This is a genomic window from Pseudomonas poae RE*1-1-14, assembly GCF_000336465.1.
Classification (GTDB): domain Bacteria; phylum Pseudomonadota; class Gammaproteobacteria; order Pseudomonadales; family Pseudomonadaceae; genus Aquipseudomonas; species Aquipseudomonas poae.
This window is the reverse complement of record NC_020209.1, coordinates 2113989-2132116: the sequence shown is the minus strand read 5'-3', so window position 1 is coordinate 2132116 and position 18128 is coordinate 2113989. Positions and strand designations below refer to the sequence as shown.

Genomic DNA, 18128 nt, shown 5'->3' with positions numbered 1-18128 from the left:
GGCAGCGACGCGCTGGTTGCTGCCCGCCGCGAACGGCAGAAATCGGCCGATTCTGTTGAAAAAGTAGCTCCCCTGGCTGGCCTCCGGCAAAATCTCCGCATTGGCCGGAGGGGATCACACAGCATGATGGGACAGTTATCGAGTGGGCAGGAGCGACTGTTTTACTCGTTCAGCCTTGAAGACCACATCCCCGCCAATCACCTTCTGCGCAGCATTGATCGGTGTCTCGATCTGAGCGACCTGCGCCATTACCTCTCCGATTTCTATAGCCCGATTGGACGTCCGTCGATTGATCCTGAACTGATGATCCGCATGCTGATCGTCGGCTACGGCTACGGCTACGGCTACGGCTACGGCTACGGCTACGGCTACTGCTACGGCATCCGCTCCGAACGGCGGTTGTGCGAAGAGGCCCATTTTGAACCTGGCGTATCGCTGGTTCTGCTGGTTGAGCCTTGAAGATGAAGTACCCAATCACTCGACGTTTTCCAAAAATCGACGCGGCCATTTTCGTGACAGTGATCTGTTTCGCTGGTTGTTCAATGAAGTGCTGCGTCGCTGCATGGACGCCGATCTGGTCAAGGGCGAAGGCTTTGCCGTGGACGCCAGCATTATCAAAAAAGGTCGAATTGTTGTTTGCCCACCTCAAGCGCATCCTGAAATTGGATCGCCTGCGGCTCCGTGGAAGGAGTGGCGCGACGGATGAATTCACGCTGGCCGCTGCGGTGCAGAACCTGCGACGGCTGGCCAAATTTTCATCTCAAGGGCCACCAGTTACGGGATAGGTGCGCCTGCACCAAGCAAAAAACCTCAAATTAACCCAATAACAGAGCAGCAAAGGTCACCGAAGGGCCGAAAAACCACTCAATGTGGTGAGTAGGTTCTCCGGTGGTGGTCGTGCCTGAGTTCAGGCCATTTGAAAATCCGACTTTTTCAACAGAATCGGCCAGGAGCGGTCGCTCACAGACCGAAAGGCTTACCCCTATAAAATAACGTAATATCCTGAGCAGGATGTGTCATTTGAAAGGACTCGCCCTCAAATAAATGGCGCCAAATTTTTGGTGCTTTCAACACGCCATCGTCAGACTCCTGCCCATGAGCTCTATTCTTTATTTACCGCGCAAAATATCCAGCAATGGCGTTGCTTACACTGAAGATGAGCTTCTAGTTACGTCAACTTACGTCGTTGTTCTGGCCGAACCAGGTGGTGGAAAAACTGAGTTAATGCGTAGTTTGGCCCGGAAGCTGGGCACTTCTAGCGTTACAGCGAACAAATTCAAACGTATAGGCCCAGACGCTGATAACTCTCCGCTCGTGATTGATGCGTTTGACGAGTTGGCCAAAATCGATCAAATCGGTATTCATGACCTCCTGGCTAATGCGAGTAAAGCAAAGCCAACGCACGTGATCATCTCGAGCCGATCCAGCGAATGGGGGACCGCAGCCACAAGCGCATTCGAAGAGTACTTCGGATGCTCACCGTTCCTGGTGAGGCTGGTCGAGTTTGAGGAGAAAGAACAGCGGCAAATTTTTAATCACCATGTGCAGGGTGAGGATTTCGAAAGATTCCAAGCGGAAGTCACTCGATTCGATTTAGAAGCACTATTACCTAATCCCCAGTTCTTAAAGATGTTCGCGGACGCTTACATCGAAAGCGGCAGACATTTCACAGACAAACGAAGCATATTTTCCCAAGCGGTCGAGCGCCTAGCCAAGGAGGCTAATGCCACCGTGGCGCAGACCGGCCATACCCTTTCCATCGCAAGAAAGGTTGACCTGTCGTCTGAAGTATTCGCCAAGCTTTTGCTTTCAGGTGCAGATGGTATCGGAACGAGCGAAGCTACGGCAGACCGAATTTATCCACTACTAGCGTCGCTGTTCGAAAATACCACCGCAGCTGAAGGCATCCTCGCGACTAGACTTTTCAAGCCCGGCGACAGCGCAGATCAGCATCGACCGGTCCATAAGATCGTCGCCGAATACTGCGCGGCGGATTACCTAGCCAAGCGAATAGCTGATCCGACGGACCATCTTACGACCCATAAATGCCTACCCATAATCGCTCCAAACACCATTGTACGGGACGAACTACGAGGGCTGCTCGGTTGGTTGGCCGCGTTAGGCAACAAGTATATTCAGGAATCTGCAATCGAACTTGACCCCTATGCAGTACTAGCGAACGGCGATCCTTCTCAACTTGAACAGTCCTCAAAGCGCTTGCTCATAAGACGCTTAAAAGATGTGGAAAAGAGAGATCCGTATTTCCGACGGGGAGATTCTTGGCGCCGGTTCAGTGCTGCAGGCTTCTTCACCCAAGACGTCATGAAGGAAATCAAGCCTCTCCTCGCATCTGGAAACGATGGGCACTTACGCGATCTGATCCTCGAGCTTTTGGCGGGATCACCAGCGATCACGCATTTGACAAATGAATTACGTCAGATCGTATTGGGCCCGAGCCAAAGCGAACACTCTCGATTTTTGGCCAACAGATGCCTACTCGATTTGATCGAACATGATCATCACGCCAATGTCTCGATTCTAGTTGCTGAGGCTAGCGAAACTTCGCTTAAGATTGTAGCTGACATCTTAACAACCATAGGTCCTGAAAAATTCGATATTTCTTACCTGTCAAATTTTCTTCGCACCTGTACGGAACTATATCCTGCCTCTGAAGAACGTTTAGAGCGGACAGTTGGCAATCGCTACTTTATCAAAAAACTTTTGGGCAGCTTAGCTTTAAATTTGATCAATCCTCTATTGGATGGATTATCTAAAAGCGTGACCTGCGTTTGCGGTAAAGAGCGTTACGCTTGCTACTGTCGAGATGGTATAAGCAAAATTATTGGATTGATGCTAGATAGGTATTTTGAACTAGCGTCCGCGCCCTTTGATCCTGAGAAAGTATGGTGTTGGCTCGAAAACTTAAACTACCACCATCAGCAAGCAGCTAGCCATAGTACCTCTGTAAAAATACTTCAAAGCGACGATAACCTGCGCCAAGGGATTATCGCTCACGTTTTCAGAACTGTTACTGACAGAGAGAAAATCTTTAAGACCAAAATAGAAAAATTTGAGCTATATTCTCACTCAGGTCTTCAATTCCAATCCAAAGATTATGAGTTTATAGTGAATCTCGCATTTGAACTCGAAAATCCGAAGCTTTGGGCTAATTTTATCGCCACACATCAGCGCTATCGCCACAAAACAGAAGTAGGACCTAACTACTTAAGAAGACACATGCGCGTACAGTCTTTAGAAAAGCCACAATTCATGGTTGAATGGGTGCGATCTAACAGAGCTTACTCGCAATTGTCAAAGAACACGCGAGTGCCGCGCCTGAATCGCAAGGCGAAACGCCGTCAGCGGCAACGATACGAGAGGCGTGCAGCAAATATTCAGTATTACCAGACCAATCGAGCGCTAATAGAAAGCGGTGGACATTGGCAATGCCTTGTCTACTTTGCAGAATTGGTTCTCATGCATCCCGATCAGATTGATGAGCGCGTTGGTGACGCGCCATTAGTTTGTACTGCTCTAAAAAACTGTATAGATTTTATCGCGCTGAAAATTCCCGATCTATTAGAGTTTTCACAGCTACAGCGTTCAGGGAAAATATTGCATGCAGAAATGGTCCTACTAGCAGCTTGCCTAGTGATCATGCGTGTTGATGGTAATTTAGATAATGTTGATTTGCGGTTATTGATCGCGCTGCGGACCAGTATTAATCGATCCTACAGTTCAGTTATCGAAGAAGAACGCAACGCTCTGAAGTCTGAAATTGATCGTCTTGTTTTTGCAGACTCATCCAGCGCAGAGCGCTATCTCCGTCATTACCTAGAGCCCCAGCTGGCACAGAAAGGCTGCAGCCAACCGGATATTTGGCTTTTAAGCAGTGACGAGATTTTCAGCCATCTACGGGCGGAGCTTTCAATAGAGTGGCTTTCGCGTTTCTCTGAGTTAGACATTGGAACTTTAGAAACGCTTTTTGAGATTGCGGCGCAGTGTGGTAATCGTAGTGATCTTCAAAAGATAATCGCAGAGCGTTGCGGAAATATAATGTCCGACTGGCCCGAGCCCACAGATGATGAATACATAGAGAGAAAACGCATATTCTGGCTCGTTCGAGAATTTTATTTTATAAAAGATATTTGTGTCATATATTGGGGCTGGCTCAAGTCTGATAGGGATACAGTATTTTCACTTAATGTTCGTTCCGGACGCTTCAATCACAGCGAAAAGTCTTATTGGCCAATACTTACGGCAAATAAAGTGGAGGCCGTTCTCGACGCTTTTATCGATAAATGGCCTAAAGTTCATCTGCCGAGCCACTGGGGAACGGGGAGTCCTAGCGGGGAGGTCGCATATCGTTTTTTGACCGATATAGTCTGGTTGATAAATTCAGATGATGCTAACGAGGCCATCCTTGTCTTAAATCGACTTTTAGGCGATGCGCGTTTTATAGATATGCACAACGACCTTAAGAGCTTATTAGCCAGTAAAGTCAGACAACAAGCGCTGAGAGATTTTGAACCGCCTTCTCCTCAAGAAGTCATCGAACTGCTGGATCGCGACACTGTTGTGAACGTCGAGGGCTTACGCAAACTCGTCCTCCAAGAGCTTCAAGATTTTCAGAAAGATATAGACGGTGGAGAGTTCAATCCAGCTGACCGCTTTTACAATGGTGGTAAGCGTTTGGGCGAAGTCAAGGCCACCGAGGTCATTGCTGAGCGTCTAAGTCTCAGACTCGGACCATTAGGTATCGTGATAACGTCTGAGCAACAAATGAAAAGTGAAAACCGCACCGATTTCACTGCGACCAAGATCATTGGTGGGAAAAGAAGGTTGCTTGTGGTCGAGGTAAAAGGTCAGTGGCATAAAGAACTATACACAGCCGCATCTGCGCAATTATATGACCGATACTCCATACACCCCGACGCAGAGCAACAGGGCGTTTATCTTGTGATCTGGTTTGGCGGCGATGAACTGGTCGCAAACAAAAAAAATACAACAATAAACTCCGCTCCGGAACTGAAGACCAGCATCGAACAGACGCTCCCGCCAGAGCTAGTTGGGCTAATTGATGTGTTCGTCCTGGACGTTTTCGGATCCTAAAATTATGCCTGGAACGCGGAGCCGAAGACTATATGCAGCAGGCCTAGGAGACACGAAAAACACAACTCCGCATCACCGAGTTTTTCAATTACATCCGACAACCTCGGCCATTTTCTTTCCGAAAAGGGGACTGATTTATTTTTCTATCACTGTCCGCTTTTGGCCGATTGTGTTGAAAAAGTCGCTCCGCTCAAACTGCCCGGAAATTGAGCGGGGGGAAATGCCATTTTTGCACGCTGCTACGTGAAATCTGAACCCGGAAGCCTCAGCCAAAAGTAAGGATTTCAATCTCAGATGTATACTTTTCTGCTGTGGAAACCAAGGTCGACTTTTTCAACAGAATCGGCCGATTTGCAGCCCTTCATAAAAGCCAGCAATCAGCCAATAACCACTCTCCTGTTACAGCACCGATATCCCATACTCAGCAAGCTTGGCCCTGTGCTTCTCCTCCACGTATTTCTTTTTAACGATCTGCGAGAACTTCAGGAAGTCAGCCTTCGCGCTTTCCCTGTCTCCCAAATGGTCGTAAGCGATCCCGCGCGCATAGTAAGCCCAGGCAAAATCCGGCTGGCGTTGAAGGCCGGTGCTGAATGCTTCAGCGGCTTCTCGGTACTGACCCAGGTCTGTCAGTGCAAGGCCCAGGTGATAGTAGGTCGGCATGTGAAAGCCTGAGCCTTTTCCGGCTTCTCCCAAGCCGTTGTCCAGGTTGTACTGCACCAGTTCAAGGGCTTTTTTCGGATTGCCAGCGTCGCGATACATGGCACTCAAGTCCAGGTTGTCGCGTGGATCAGGCTTGGTCGCCAATTGCAGGGATTTTTCCTTGGCTGTAACGGCTTGGGGGAAATGTTTGAGGTTGCTGTGGGCGTCCGCCTGCAACGCGTAAACCAGACTTTGCAGTGAGGCGGGCAGGGTATTTTTTTGCAGGCACAAGTCACCTTCCTGCAGCACCAGAGGGTAGTTCTCGGCTTTGTAGGCCTTGAACTGAGTTGCGCAGTGCGCAAGGTTGGCTTTTTGCGGGTTCTGCATTCCGGCACATCCGGTGAGGATGAAGACGCATGCGATGAGTGCGGGCCAGCGAATAGTCATGAAAAAACTTCCTTGTCAGTCGAACAGCCGAGCGTTGAGGTCTGGGCGATAGACCTGCAAAAGCGGAGCGGTCACAGTGCCTTGCAGCGAGCAGAACACAGTGGTGTGCCCCGTGAGCGGCGGTGTCGCGTCGCCCTTGTCGACCATGAACACGCGGTCTACGAAACCAAACGGCGTGGCGACGCCAGGGCCGGTCAATCCTTGGGTGCGCCATTGGCCAATCGGGTCACCGACGCGGCGAATTTCGGCGCGAGCAATGGCTTTTCCCTCGCTGATAAAGCGTGTGTTATCGACAATCAGCGGCTTGATTTTTTCGGCCACTTCTTGCGGCAGACCATCGGCTACAAAACCCCAGAACAGAAAATTGCCCACGTTATTCATGGTTTGGGCCTGGTTGTAGTATCCGATCATAGGCACGCCGTTAACGATCAGGGGTTTTTCGAACCGTTGATAGGTGCCACCTTCCTGCAACGGGTTCAGGATGGTCGGCGCCTTGACCGAGCCGTACTGACTCAGGCGTAAGGTATCTGCCGGCAGGCGGGCGTCGCGCAGGCTCTCGAAGAAATGCGCATCGCAGCGGGAGAATTCGGTCAGGAGCTGTTCGGGTGTGGTGACGACCTGAGTCTGGGCGGCATTACAGGCGGCGGTGACGGCTAGTAAAGCAACGCCAGAAAAAACGGATCGGAACATTTGAAATCATCCGTGAAGTAGGAACAAAAGCTGTCGGCTTACACGTCGCGAACTTTAGCAAAACGGAACTGCGAACAAAACGAAGCAACCCCAAGCAGAATATCGGAATGCCAAGCGTCGGCGAGCTCAGATCGGTCTGCGCAGCAGCGACTTCACCGGGCAAATGCTGCTGTTTGCGCGTAACCATGAACGTGTCCAGGCGTTGGGCAATCCTTGTGCCGGCGAGGTGCTGTCGCGTTTGAAGACATATTGGCCGTCACGCGGCCTCAGGCAATGGTGGAGCCGCCTTTATCGAGCGGCAGCTTCACCCGAAACACCGTGCCCTGATCCGTGTCGGAGCTGACCTCGATCGAGCCACCATGTGACGCCACGATTTCCGACGCGATAAACAGGCCCAGGCCCAAGCCTTCCGTGGGGCCGTGATCAATCGCCGTACGCTGGGAGAACCGGCCCATCGGGTTGAAGATGAACGGCAGCACGTCCTCGGGTATCGCCGCGCCACGGTTGTGCACCGAGAACACGGCGCAGTCCTCTTGAGTCGTCAGCTCGACCTTGATGGGGCGGGCGGTGTCGCCGTGCTGCACCGCGTTGCTGATGATGTTCGAGAAGACCTGTTCCATCCTTGCACCATCGAACCGCCCGGCGACCGGTGACGGTATGTCGAGCACGATCCTGGCCTCGGGATGAAATGCCTGGATTTCCTCAACGACACGACCGCAGAGCGGCGCGAGGTCGACCGCTGCGGTTCTGACGGGGATGCCCGGTCCCATCTGGCAGCGGGTGAGGTCAAGCAGGTCGCCGACAATCTGGCTCGCGCGGCGCACGCTGGTGTAGATCTGATTGGCGACTTTGGTCGAGCGGGCGTCGGCGCCTTCCGTGCGCCTGAGGACGTCGGCTCCCAGCATGATTGCGCCAAGTGGGGTGCGCAGGTCGTGGCCGAGTATGCCCAGGAACACGTTGCACGAGGCCTCGACCGCGCGCGAGTAGCTGGCGATGGACTCGGCGAGCGCCTGATCGATGGCCTCGTGGAAGCGGGTCATGTCGTCCACGTTGATCGGCGTGCCGTCCTTGACCTGACGCATCCACTGGCTGACCACACTGGTTCTGAGGGCACGGTATTCCGAGACCATCTGGTCAATGGTGAAGCCCGCCATCAGTCGCGTGATGGCGTGGGTTTCGGCGGCGGTTTCCTGCTCATCCACCGGGCCATGCCCCTGGGCTTTGGCCGTTTGCTCGCGGTGTGATTGTCGGGTGCGCAGGTCCGTCACGATGGCCCGCAGCATCTGTTCGGCATGGTCACGCAGCGCAATGCTGTCGAGTTCGGCGCCGGGCGTCTTGATGGTTCTGGCGAAATTTTCCCAGGCCTGCAGAATCGGCTCGAGGTTTTCGAGGATGAAATCGGGCAGGCGCATGTCTTGAATCCTGATGGGAGGCGATGCAGAGGCGCGCAGAGTAACCCATGTGGAGAGAGCGCTTGCCTCCGATTGCGGTGTATCAGCCAAAGATGTACGGGCTGGCCCACCGCAATCAGGAGCAAGCACCCTTCCACAGGTTGACCGTCAGGGGTGAAACCTGCGCCCCAGCGCATCCAGGCGCACGGCAATCGGTGGCAGGCGCTCGCTGCTGCGGGCCAGAGTTTCCACGTCATCAGCCGTGCTTTGCGCAATGCTCTGCACCGACTGCAGGCGTCCGACGATCTCAAGATTCGCCGAGGACTGGTCGCGGGTGGTGCTGACGATGCGCCCATTGAGCGCGTCGATGTGGGCGATGTCCTGACCCACCGCCTGCAACATCTCGACGGCCAGCCGGCTGTCTTCCACGCAGCGTTCCACGCCTTCGCGGCTATTGTGCATGGCGGCGACGGCCTGGCGGCTGCCGTGTTGCAGGCCTTCGATGATGGTCTTGATTTCCTGGGTGGAGAGGGCGGTGCGCTGGGCCAGGCTGCGCACTTCATCGGCCACCACCGCAAAGCCGCGGCCTTGCTCGCCGGCCCGGGCGGCTTCGATGGCGGCGTTGAGGGCGAGCAGGTTGGTCTGGTTGGCAATGCTGCTGATCACCTCCAGCACCGAGCCGATCTGTTCGGCCTGGCCGGCCAGGGATTGCACGGTGGATTCGGTGCCGTTGATGTGGGACGCCAGCTGGTTGATCTCATGCCGGGCACGGCTGACGCTCTCTTGACCACGCACGATCTGGCGGCTGGCCTGACCGGCATGCTCTACGGCCTGTTCGACCTGCACCGTGATGTGGCCCATGGCGTCTTCCATGCGCTGCATCGAACCGGTCATCTCGGTGATCTCGGCCAGTTGATGCCGAGCGCCTTTTTCCAGGGTGCCGCTGGCGCTGGCCAGTTCCTGGCCGAGCTGCCCCAGGCCATGGGAATCGCGGGCGACGCCGTCGATCAGAAGGGTGAGCTGTTGCAGGAAGTGGTCGAACCGTTTGGCCAGGGACACGTGCACCTTGCCTTCGGCGTGGGCGCTCTCGGCGCTGAACTGGGAGGTCACTGCGAGCATCTTCTCGAGCATTTCCTGACTCTCGACCGCGTCGGTGTGACTGTGCACCGCGAGGTAGAGCAGCGCGACCGTTTCCATGACCACATAGAACGCGTGCACGAAGACCATCGTCCAGCCGCCATGATGCTCCATCACGAACACCGGGAAGCCCTGATGCTGCAGGGCGTGGAACACCACGTGATGCACGGCGATGGTCGCCGCAGCCACCAGGATTGGCAGCCAGTCTCGGTAAAAGGTCAGCACGGCCAACAGCGCAAAGATCCCGAAGTGCGATTCGATCACGCCCTGGGCCTGGTTGATGTGCAGCGCGGCCATCACCATCAGGCCGGCCCCCAAAGCGCAGCGCATCAGCCGGCTGCCACCGATGGCGCGGTACAACACGGTGAGCACCAAACCGGTGCCGCCGCCGACCGTCAGTGCCTGTATCAGGGTGTCATGCCAGAACGCCAGGCCCAGGGAGAACAGGAACATCAGCCAGATAAGCGCCAGCATGATGCGGTCTGCCTTGCGGTAGTGCTCCAAAAAGGGGCTGGGGACGGGCATTCACGTTTACTCCTTGTGGTTTGGCCAGGAACAAAGCATGGGGCGTGCCAGCAAGGGCCGCCTGCTGAGTGAAGCGAATCGTTGTCTTTTTGCGCTTCAGGGGCGTTATCGGCCAGCCCGGGCGGGACTTTAAGCCAGCAACGGCTGCCCGGGCGGGCAGCCGAAGGAGGGTCAGAAGCTGTACTTGGCGGTCAGCATCATGTTGCGAGGGGCACCATAGGAATCGCCGCCATAGTCGACGGAGTTGGCGATGGTCTCGTAGTACTTGCGGTCGAAGATGTTGTTGGCGTTGAGCTGCAGGTCCAGATGTTGATTGACCTGGTAGCCGGCCATGAGGTCGGTGACGGCATAGGCGCCCTGTTTGAGGCGGTAGCTGCTGCCATCCGCCACAGTGAGGTCGTTGTACATGCGGCTCTGCCAGGAGATGTTGCCGCCCACGCGGAGTTTTTCCAGCGGGCCCTGAAAGTTGTAGCGCGTGGTGAGCTTGAACAGGTGTTCCGGAGTGTCGGTGTCGAACTGCTTGTTCACGGTCTGCGGGTTGGCCTGGTCCTTGATGACGTGGGTACGCGCATAGGTGTAGCCACCGCCCACCTGCCAGTGTTCGGTGAGGGCGCCTTGCAGTTCGAAGTCGATACCCTGACTGCGAATTTCGCCCGAGGCCTCAGCGCAGGAGGCCTGCGGGCAGTTCGGCACCACCACGTCGACGGCGCGGTTCTGCTGGTCGACGCGGAACAGCGCCACGCTCCCGTTCAGCGCGCCACCCAGGTATTCACCCTTGATGCCCACCTCGTAGTTCTTGCCGATGATGGGCCTGACCGGCGTGCCGGACGTGTCCTTGGCCGTCTGCGGGGTGAAGATGTCGCTGTAGCTGGCATACACCGAATGATGGTCGTCCAGGTCATAGATCAAGCCGGCGTAGCGGGTGAGGTTGCGGGTGACCTTGTAATCGCCGTCGCCATCATGGTTGTCGTAGTCGTACCAGTCCAGGCGCGCGCCGAGGATCAGCTTCAACGGGTCGGCCAGGCTCAGGCGCGTGGTCACGTAGACGCCGTCCTGGGTGGTGACTTCACGACCGTTGGACGTGTGGACGAAGTCCGGCTTGCCCGCGTTGAGCGGCCAGTTCATGTCGAACGGCGAGTAGCTGTGGGTGGTCAGGTCGTAGATGCGACGGCTGGCACCCATCACCAACTCATGGCTGCGCCCCAGCGCCTGGAAGGGGCCACTGACAAAGGCGTCGAGGCCCGCCTGGTTTTCATCCGCAGCAGACTGGTAAACGGTGCGGGCCAAGGTGTTGTTGGTCCAACGGGATTGATAGGAGCCGGAGAACAGGGCGTTCTGTTCGGCGTAGTTGGCATTGACCTGCAGTTTCCAGTCGTTGGCCAGTTGCTGGCGCAATTCGGCAAAAACCGTGTTGATTTCCTGGTCCTTGTTCTCCCAGCGTGTACCGGGGTTGTAGGCGCGCGACAGGTTCAAGTGGTGACCGTCCTGGCCCACCATCGACGAGCCCCAGAAGTAGTTGGTCTTGTCCTTCTGGTTGGAGAAACCCAGGGTCAGGCTGGTGTTTTCGCTTAAGTCCGCTTCGGTGACTGCATAGAACAGCCCGTGATAATCCCCGACATTGTCGATGAAGCTGTTGGCGTCGCGGTAGGAGGTCACCACCCGGCCGCGCCAGGTGCCGCTGTCATTGAGCGGGCTCGAGGCGTCCAATTCGCCACGGTAGTTGTCCCAGGTGCCGGCCGCGCCAGTGAGCGTGACTTTCTGCTCATCCAGCGGCCGCTTGCGGATCAGGTTGATGGCGGCTGACGGGTTACCCGCGCCGGTGACCAGGCCTGTAGCACCACGCACCACCTCGACGCGGTCGAACATCGCCAGGTTCGGCTGGGCACCCACGTTGACGCCGTTGTAGCCGCTCGGGATGCCGTCGTACATCAGGTTGTCGATGTCGAAGCCGCGCGCGGTGTACGACTGCCGGCCAGGGCCGTTGGAGAAATTCAGGAACAGCCCCGGCGTGGCGGCGACCACGTCATTGATGCTGGTCATCGCCTGGTCGTCCATGCGTTGACGGGTGACAACGGTGACGGCCTGCGGGGTTTCACGCAGGGTCAGTGGCAGCTTGGTCGCGGTTTTCATCGCGCCGGTGGTGTAGGACTGCGTGCCCTCGGTGGTTTCGCCCAGTTGCCCCTCGCCGGAGACTTGCGTGGCGCCCAGTTCGATAGGGCCGGAGGAGGGCTCGACATCGGCGGCAAAGGCCGCGTGTGAGCTGGCAAGACAGATGGCCAGCGCGATCAAAGTGGGTGCGAAAACAGTGGTGCCTTGTTGTTGCACAGACATGGAACAAACTCTCCCCGATGCGCCTTCCCTGGCGAATAATAAAACGGTTGATAATTATTCGCATCAGTGTGACAGAAGGTGTACGGGCAAAAAAGCCTTTGCGCAGAATTGGTTAACGAATTTTTCACATTGGTCTGACGTTTAAAATGCCAGGGGCGAGGGCCAATGCGGTTGAGTTAAGTGCAGATTCCCCCATGGGAGCGGCGGGGCGACTTGCCCGCGAAAGCGGTGTGTCAGCGAGCATCAATGTTTGCTGGGCCGACGCCTTCGCGGGCAAGCCCGCTCCCACAGTTGATCTTCATTGCTTCTAGCATTGCGTTCGCTTAACTGAGCGGGACTGGGGCCAGGGAGCTAAACGAACACGATCTCGAACGGTTCGCGCATGCGTTCGAGCAGGTCATGGGCGAGCAGCGGCGGCAGGCCGATGGCGGGGTCGCCAGCCAGTTGGCTGGCGAAGGCGTGGGCGGCGTGCAGTTTGCGTGCAACGCTCCAGGTGTCCAGGCGCACCTTGCGCGCGCGCAGCCAGGGCATTGTCGAGCCTTCACGCACCGGACTGTGCCAGGCCCACACCGGCAATTCGTACAAACGCGCGCCGACCAGGTTGCAGGCTATTGCGCAGGCCCGCCCGGCTGCCTCGTGATCGGGCGTGCCGTCGTGGCGCCAGGTGGTGAAAACCACGTCACCGGGTTGCAGATAACGCGCGATAAATTGGCTCACCGCGTGTTCATCAGCGGCCAGGCCGCCGTCACGGAAACCGCCGCGAATCCATTTAAGGCTGTGCAGCGGCATACCCAGACGGCGCAACGCTTCCACGCTTTCCTGGGGCCGCACCACGCTCAACCGGCTGGCCGGCCATACCCGCGAACCCGGATGGCTGGCACTGCCGTCGGTGATGGAAATCAATTGCAGCGGATGGTCCAGCAGGGTCAAGCGCTGCAACAGACCACCGCAGGCCAGTACTTCATCGCCCGGGTGCGGCGCGACCACCACCATGCGCGCACCTGGCGGCACCAGGGCGTTGGGATGAATGACGGGGATCTGCGCCAATTGCGGCGCACTGTTCCAGACTTGCGCGGGACCACGGCGGCCGTCACGCAGGGAAGCGGGATTCATGGGTGACACATCCTTGTCGAGTGAGCTCGGTCGCCACCGCTTGCGGCAGGACACTGGGGGTAGCCGCCGCAGACTCCATTGCGACGAGTGCCTGGCGTTCCAACCCTGGAATGTCAGTCAGGCGTTGTCAGCATAGACAAGGATCTGGAGTTTTTACATGGTGTGACGACGATTTTTCGAAGCGTCTCTGATCAGCACAGTCCTTCTTGAGCGGCGACCGAGGTGCCGTCGCGGCTCCACAGGTCGAGGATAAAATCCGCTTCATGGTGCATCAGCACGCGCGGCATCGCCAGGCGCTGGTCGAGCAGGGCATGCACCTGTTCGGCGGTCTGCGGGCAGCCTTCAATGGCCGGGCGCCAATGGCAGGCCAGCAGTTGGCCGTTGGCGGTGAGCGACCCGAGGGCGTGGTCGATCAAGCGGCCAAGGTCATCGGCATCCAAGTAGTAACACCATTCGCTCAATACAATCAGTTCAAACCGGCCCTCGGGCCAGTCCTGCGGCAGCCGACTTTGCTGCACCCGCGCGTGGGGGAAGTCCTGCAGACGGGTTCTCGCCAGGGCCACCGCCGCCGAGGCGGTGTCGCAGCACAACAGCCGGTCACAGCGTGGCGCCAGCGCAGCGCTCAGCTCGCCGTTGGCACAGCCGGGTTCGAAGATCGAGGCGTAGTGCGGGCGGGTCAAGACCGCCAGGGTCAGCGCACGTTTGCGTTGCTCGTACCAGCGTTGGCGGAACGCCCAGGGGTCATCGTTGCCGTCGAATAGTTGATCGAAATAGGGCGTGGCGACACTCATACGAACACCACTTCAAAAGGTTGCAGCAGCCGTTCGACCACATGGGGCGCCAGAACCGGCGCCAGGCCGATCTGCGCATCACCCTCCAGTTGGCTGGCAAACGCATGGATCGCGTGGCGCTTGCGGGCCACCGCTTCGGGGCTTAACGGGATCTTGCGTGCGCGGTGCCAGGGCACCTGGCTGTCCTCCGGGGTCGCCCAGTGCCAGGTCCACACCGGCAGTTCGTAGAGCGTAGCGCCGACATGCTCGGCAGCCTTGGCGCTGGCGCGACCGACCGCTTCATGGTCGCAATGCCCATCTTCGCGCCAGGTGGCGAACACCACATCATCAGGCTTGAGGTAGCGCTGGATGAACGCCACCAACTGCGCTTCGCGGGCGGCGACCTTGCTGTCGGTAAAGCCTGCGCGCAGCCATTTAAGACTATGCAGCGGCACCCCCAGGCGATGCAGGGCCTGGGCCGACTCTTGCGGGCGCACCACACTCAAACGCTCCACCGGCCAGCGTTGCGAACCCGGATGACTGGCGCTGCCGTCCGTGACCGAAATCAGCTGGATCGGCCGGCCCAACGCGGCCAGGCCTTGCAGCAGACCGCCCGTGCCGAGCACTTCATCGTCCGGGTGCGGCGCGATGATCACGGCGCGACACCCTTCCGGCACCAGTTGTTCGACGCTGATCTGGGGCAATCCGGCCATGTGAGGTGAGTTCTGCCATTGGTGCAAGGGCGTGCCCTGGCCGACGATCGGGTTGGGTTTCATAACTGCCACCTCCCGGACGGCTCGCCCGCCACCAGCTCGCCGAGCGCGGCGAGGTCACGTTCGGCATGGCTTTGGCGCACGTACACCGGCAGGTCTGCCATCAACTGGGCAAAATGCGGATCCTTGCAATAAGGCCCGGCGCCGACGGCACGGCCGACATGCTGGATCACCTGTTCGGTCATGTCCTCGATGCTGGCGCGCGCCTGCTGCGCCAATATGCGCGCGTCAGCCAGAGGTGCCTGGTCGATTTGCCAGGCACTGGCGCGCAGCACACAGGCGGCGCTGTTCAACGCACTGTCGATTGCACCCAGGTGCGCCAGGGCATGGGGTTCAGGGCGCTTGCCGCACTGCTCGCGCAGCACTTCGGCCAGACGCTGCGCGCCACCGTACCAGCACGCGGCAATACCGACGCCGCCATGCCAGAAGCCCGGCCGCGCGAGATAATCTCCAGGTTGGCCGATGGCAATGCCCCAAGCCTCATTGAAAACCACCTCGACACTGCCGGTGGCCGCCATGCCCACCGCGTTCCAGCCTTGATCGGTCACCGTGACGCCGGGCTGGTGCATCTCCACCGCCACCAGTTGCTGGCGATCCTCTTCATCCCAGGCGGTGAGCAATCCATGGCTGACCACCGCCGCGCCCGAACACCACGCCTTGCGCCCCTCCAGCAGCAGACGCTGGCCCGCCTTGCGCACCCGCACTTTCGCATCGGGCGGTTCGGCGGCCCACATGCCCCATGTGCTGCCCAACGGCGGCAGCGGGCAGCGCAACTCGGCCATGATCGCCAACGCGTCGGTGTGGCCCTCGAACAACTTGCACAGGCGCAGGTCATGCCCGGCCACCTGCGCCAGGCGGCTGAACCGCTCCAGGGTCTGCCCGCTGCCGGGCAGCGGGAGTTGATCGAGTCCTTCTTCCTGAAGTGCCTTCAGGGCATCACCCAGGGCCTGCGTGTCCGCATAGCCCCGGTAGCCGCGAAGGAATCCGTGCAAAGCCATCTCACACCTCATCGTCTCGCTGAAGTTCGAACAATAGCAGCGAGCGGCCGGTCACGGCGTACTCGTGTTCAAAGTCAAAGCGTTCCTGACCGCGCACCGCCGGCTCGTTGGTGTCCAGCATGCAGGTCCAGAACTGACCTTCGGGCACGTGAGGCAGGCGGAAATTGACCAGGTCGTGGTGAGCGTTCACCACCAGCAGCAAGGTCGCATCGGCGCCGGCACGACGAATGCCGGTTTCCTGGGCGCGACCATCCATCAGCATGCCCAGGCAACGGCCGTTGGCGTCCTGCCATTGTTCGGTGCTCATTTCGTTGCCATCCGGCGCAAGCCAGGTCACGTCCTTGACGCCGATGTCCTCGTTGTAGTCGCCGACCAGGAAACGCCCGCGACGCAGGATCGGGTAGGCCAGGCGCAGCTTGATCAGGCGCTTGACGAACTTGAGCAGGGCCTTGCCGTCTTCGTCCAGGTCCCAGTTGACCCAACCGATTTCGCTGTCCTGGCAATAGGCATTGTTGTTGCCGTGCTGGGTGCGGGCAAATTCATCGCCGGCAACGATCATCGGTGTGCCTTGGGCCAGCAGCAGTGTGGCGAAGAAATTGCGCATCTGGCGCAGGCGCAGTGCGTTGATTTCCGGGTCTTCGGTCGGACCTTCGACGCCGTGGTTCCAAGACAGGTTGTTGTTGCTGCCGTCCTGGTTGTTCTCGTCGTTGGCTTCGTTGTGCTTGTCGTTGTACGACACCAGGTCGTGCAGGGTGAAACCGTCGTGAGCGGTGATGAAGTTCACCGAACTGTACGGACGCCGACCACGGTGGTTGAACATCTCGCCCGAAGCGGTCATGCGTCCGGCAAAGTCAGCCAGTTGCGCGTCGTCGCCTTTCCAGAACGCGCGCACGGTGTCGCGGAAGCGGTCGTTCCATTCCACCCAGCCCGGCGGGAAGTTGCCCACCTGATAGCCGCCGGGGCCGCAATCCCAAGGCTCGGCGATCATTTTCAACTGGCGCAGGATCGGGTCCTGACGGCAGGCCACCAGGAAACTGTGGCGCTCGTCGAAGCCGTCACGGTAGCGGCCCAGAATGGTCGCCAGGTCGAAGCGGAAGCCGTCGACGTGCATTTCGGTGGCCCAGTAGCGCAGCGAGTCGGTGACCATTTGCAGCACGCACGGGTGGCTCAGGTCCAGGGTGTTGCCGGTGCCGGAATCGTTGATGTAGTAGCGCTTGTCGTCGGGCATCAGGCGATAGTAGGAGGCGTTGTCGATACCGCGCATCGACAGGGTAGGGCCGCGCTCGTTGCCCTCGGCGGTGTGGTTGTAGACCACGTCGAGGATCACTTCGAGCTTCTGCTCATGCAGGTGCGCAACCATCTCCTTGAACTCGGCAATCTTGCCGCTGGCGAGGTAGCGCGGGTCGGGGGCGAAAAACGCGATGCTGTTGTAGCCCCAGTAGTTGGTCATGCCTTTTTCCAGCAGATGCTGGTCATTGACGAAGGCATGCACGGGCAACAATTCGACCGAAGAGACGCCCAGCTGGCGAATGTGCTTGAGCACATCATCTTCCATCAGGCCGGCGCAGGTGCCGCGTACCGATTCCTCGACCGAGGGGTGGCGCATGCTGATGCCGCGCAGGTGGGTTTCATAAATGATCGTACGGTCCCACGGCACACGCACCGGCTGGTCGTTGCCCCAGGTGTGCGCCGGGTCGATGACCTTGCACTTGGGCACGAAAGGCGCGCTGTCACGTTCGTCAAAGCTGAGGTCGTCGTCCGGGTGGCCGATGGTGTAGCCGAACAGCGCCTCGGACCATTTCAATTCACCCACCAACTGCTTGGCATAGGGGTCGATCAACAGTTTGTTGTGGTTGAAGCGATGACCGTTGGCCGGGTCGTAGGCACCGTACACGCGATAGCCGTAGATCAGCCCTGGATGGGCGTCAGGCAGGTAGCCGTGGAAAATCTCGTCGGTGTATTCCGGCAGCTCGATACGCTCAAGCTCTACTTCGCCGCTGTCATCGAACAGGCACAGCTCCACTTTGGTGGCATTGGCCGAAAACAGTGCAAAGTTGACCCCCAGGCCATCCCAGGTGGCGCCGAGCGGGAAGGGCAAACCTTCACGGATCCTCGACGGCTCGTGGCTCTGCGTCGGAGGGTTTTTGTCGGGCTTGCTCATGGTGTTGCTCCTGCAATGGTCTTTTTCAGGCCGAACGCGGC

12 protein-coding genes and 1 pseudogene are annotated in these 18128 nt (G+C 58.1%); 3 read left to right on the top strand and 10 right to left on the bottom strand.

Annotation, left to right across the window (positions count from 1 at the left end):
• Window positions 1-123 precede the first annotated feature (123 nt).
• The 3 genes and pseudogenes from H045_RS09310 to H045_RS09305 form a co-directional block, all read left to right on the top strand.
• Window positions 124-619: pseudogene (locus H045_RS09310) on the top strand (transposase); the annotation flags it as partial.
• Window positions 543-785 carry a transposase gene (locus tag H045_RS25785; protein ID WP_141687557.1) on the top strand — a complete coding sequence of 81 codons (243 nt, stop codon included), beginning with the start codon at window positions 543-545 and terminating at the stop codon, window positions 783-785. The pseudogene H045_RS09310 and the gene H045_RS25785, both read left to right, overlap by 77 nt.
• Before the next feature lie 310 nt (window positions 786-1095).
• The gene (locus tag H045_RS09305) at window positions 1096-5112 is read left to right on the top strand and encodes an NACHT domain-containing protein (protein WP_041931620.1); all 4017 of its coding nucleotides are present in this window, start codon (window positions 1096-1098) and stop codon (window positions 5110-5112) included.
• Window positions 5113-5511: 399 nt separating this feature from the next.
• Here H045_RS09305 and H045_RS09300 read toward each other — a convergent pair whose 3' ends face one another.
• The 10 genes from H045_RS09300 to glgX all read right to left on the bottom strand — a co-directional run bounded on the left by H045_RS09300 (window position 5512) and on the right by glgX (window position 18087).
• Complete coding sequence (locus H045_RS09300) at window positions 5512-6198, bottom strand: tetratricopeptide repeat protein (RefSeq protein ID WP_041931483.1); 687 nt, start codon at window positions 6196-6198, stop codon at window positions 5512-5514.
• A gap of 15 nt (window positions 6199-6213) precedes the next feature.
• Window positions 6214-6888, bottom strand: coding sequence for a hypothetical protein (locus H045_RS09295; protein ID WP_015372186.1), 675 nt, complete (start codon window positions 6886-6888; stop codon window positions 6214-6216).
• A gap of 266 nt (window positions 6889-7154) precedes the next feature.
• Window positions 7155-8300: a sensor histidine kinase gene (locus tag H045_RS09290; RefSeq protein WP_015372185.1), complete on the bottom strand. Its 1146-nt coding sequence runs from the start codon at window positions 8298-8300 to the stop codon at window positions 7155-7157.
• 147 nt (window positions 8301-8447) lie between these two features.
• A complete protein-coding gene (locus tag H045_RS25985) occupies window positions 8448-9140 on the bottom strand; it encodes a methyl-accepting chemotaxis protein (protein WP_262377442.1) in 693 nt (230 codons plus the stop codon).
• Between the two features lie 972 nt (window positions 9141-10112).
• A complete protein-coding gene (locus tag H045_RS09280; RefSeq protein WP_015372183.1) occupies window positions 10113-12272 on the bottom strand; it encodes a TonB-dependent siderophore receptor in 2160 nt (719 codons plus the stop codon).
• A gap of 351 nt (window positions 12273-12623) precedes the next feature.
• On the bottom strand, window positions 12624-13385 hold the full coding sequence (locus H045_RS09275) for a PIG-L deacetylase family protein (RefSeq protein WP_015372182.1): 762 nt from the start codon (window positions 13383-13385) through the stop codon (window positions 12624-12626).
• 191 nt (window positions 13386-13576) lie between these two features.
• Window positions 13577-14176 (bottom strand): SAM-dependent methyltransferase, encoded by a 600-nt coding sequence (locus H045_RS09270; protein WP_003230550.1) that lies wholly within the window; start codon window positions 14174-14176, stop codon window positions 13577-13579.
• Window positions 14173-14931, bottom strand: coding sequence for a PIG-L deacetylase family protein (locus H045_RS09265; RefSeq protein ID WP_003230552.1), 759 nt, complete (start codon window positions 14929-14931; stop codon window positions 14173-14175). Before H045_RS09265 ends, H045_RS09270 begins: the two co-directional genes overlap by 4 nt.
• Window positions 14928-15926, bottom strand: coding sequence for an acyl-CoA dehydrogenase family protein (locus H045_RS09260; RefSeq protein WP_015372181.1), 999 nt, complete (start codon window positions 15924-15926; stop codon window positions 14928-14930). Before H045_RS09260 ends, H045_RS09265 begins: the two co-directional genes overlap by 4 nt.
• Window position 15927: 1 nt before the next feature.
• Complete coding sequence (gene glgX / locus H045_RS09255) at window positions 15928-18087, bottom strand: glycogen debranching protein GlgX (RefSeq protein WP_015372180.1); 2160 nt, start codon at window positions 18085-18087, stop codon at window positions 15928-15930.
• Between the last annotated feature and the right edge of the window lie 41 nt (window positions 18088-18128).

Coding starts and splice junctions, on each gene's coding strand:
- H045_RS25785 (WP_141687557.1), top strand. CDS start 543: ATGAAGTGCTGCGTCGCTGCATGGACGCCGATCTGGTCAAGGGCGAAG.
- H045_RS09305 (WP_041931620.1), top strand. CDS start 1,096: ATGAGCTCTATTCTTTATTTACCGCGCAAAATATCCAGCAATGGCGTT.
- H045_RS09300 (WP_041931483.1), bottom strand. CDS start 6,198: ATGACTATTCGCTGGCCCGCACTCATCGCATGCGTCTTCATCCTCACC.
- H045_RS09295 (WP_015372186.1), bottom strand. CDS start 6,888: ATGTTCCGATCCGTTTTTTCTGGCGTTGCTTTACTAGCCGTCACCGCC.
- H045_RS09290 (WP_015372185.1), bottom strand. CDS start 8,300: ATGCGCCTGCCCGATTTCATCCTCGAAAACCTCGAGCCGATTCTGCAG.
- H045_RS25985 (WP_262377442.1), bottom strand. CDS start 9,140: ATGGGCCACATCACGGTGCAGGTCGAACAGGCCGTAGAGCATGCCGGT.
- H045_RS09280 (WP_015372183.1), bottom strand. CDS start 12,272: ATGTCTGTGCAACAACAAGGCACCACTGTTTTCGCACCCACTTTGATC.
- H045_RS09275 (WP_015372182.1), bottom strand. CDS start 13,385: ATGAATCCCGCTTCCCTGCGTGACGGCCGCCGTGGTCCCGCGCAAGTC.
- H045_RS09270 (WP_003230550.1), bottom strand. CDS start 14,176: ATGAGTGTCGCCACGCCCTATTTCGATCAACTATTCGACGGCAACGAT.
- H045_RS09265 (WP_003230552.1), bottom strand. CDS start 14,931: ATGAAACCCAACCCGATCGTCGGCCAGGGCACGCCCTTGCACCAATGG.
- H045_RS09260 (WP_015372181.1), bottom strand. CDS start 15,926: ATGGCTTTGCACGGATTCCTTCGCGGCTACCGGGGCTATGCGGACACG.
- glgX (WP_015372180.1), bottom strand. CDS start 18,087: ATGAGCAAGCCCGACAAAAACCCTCCGACGCAGAGCCACGAGCCGTCG.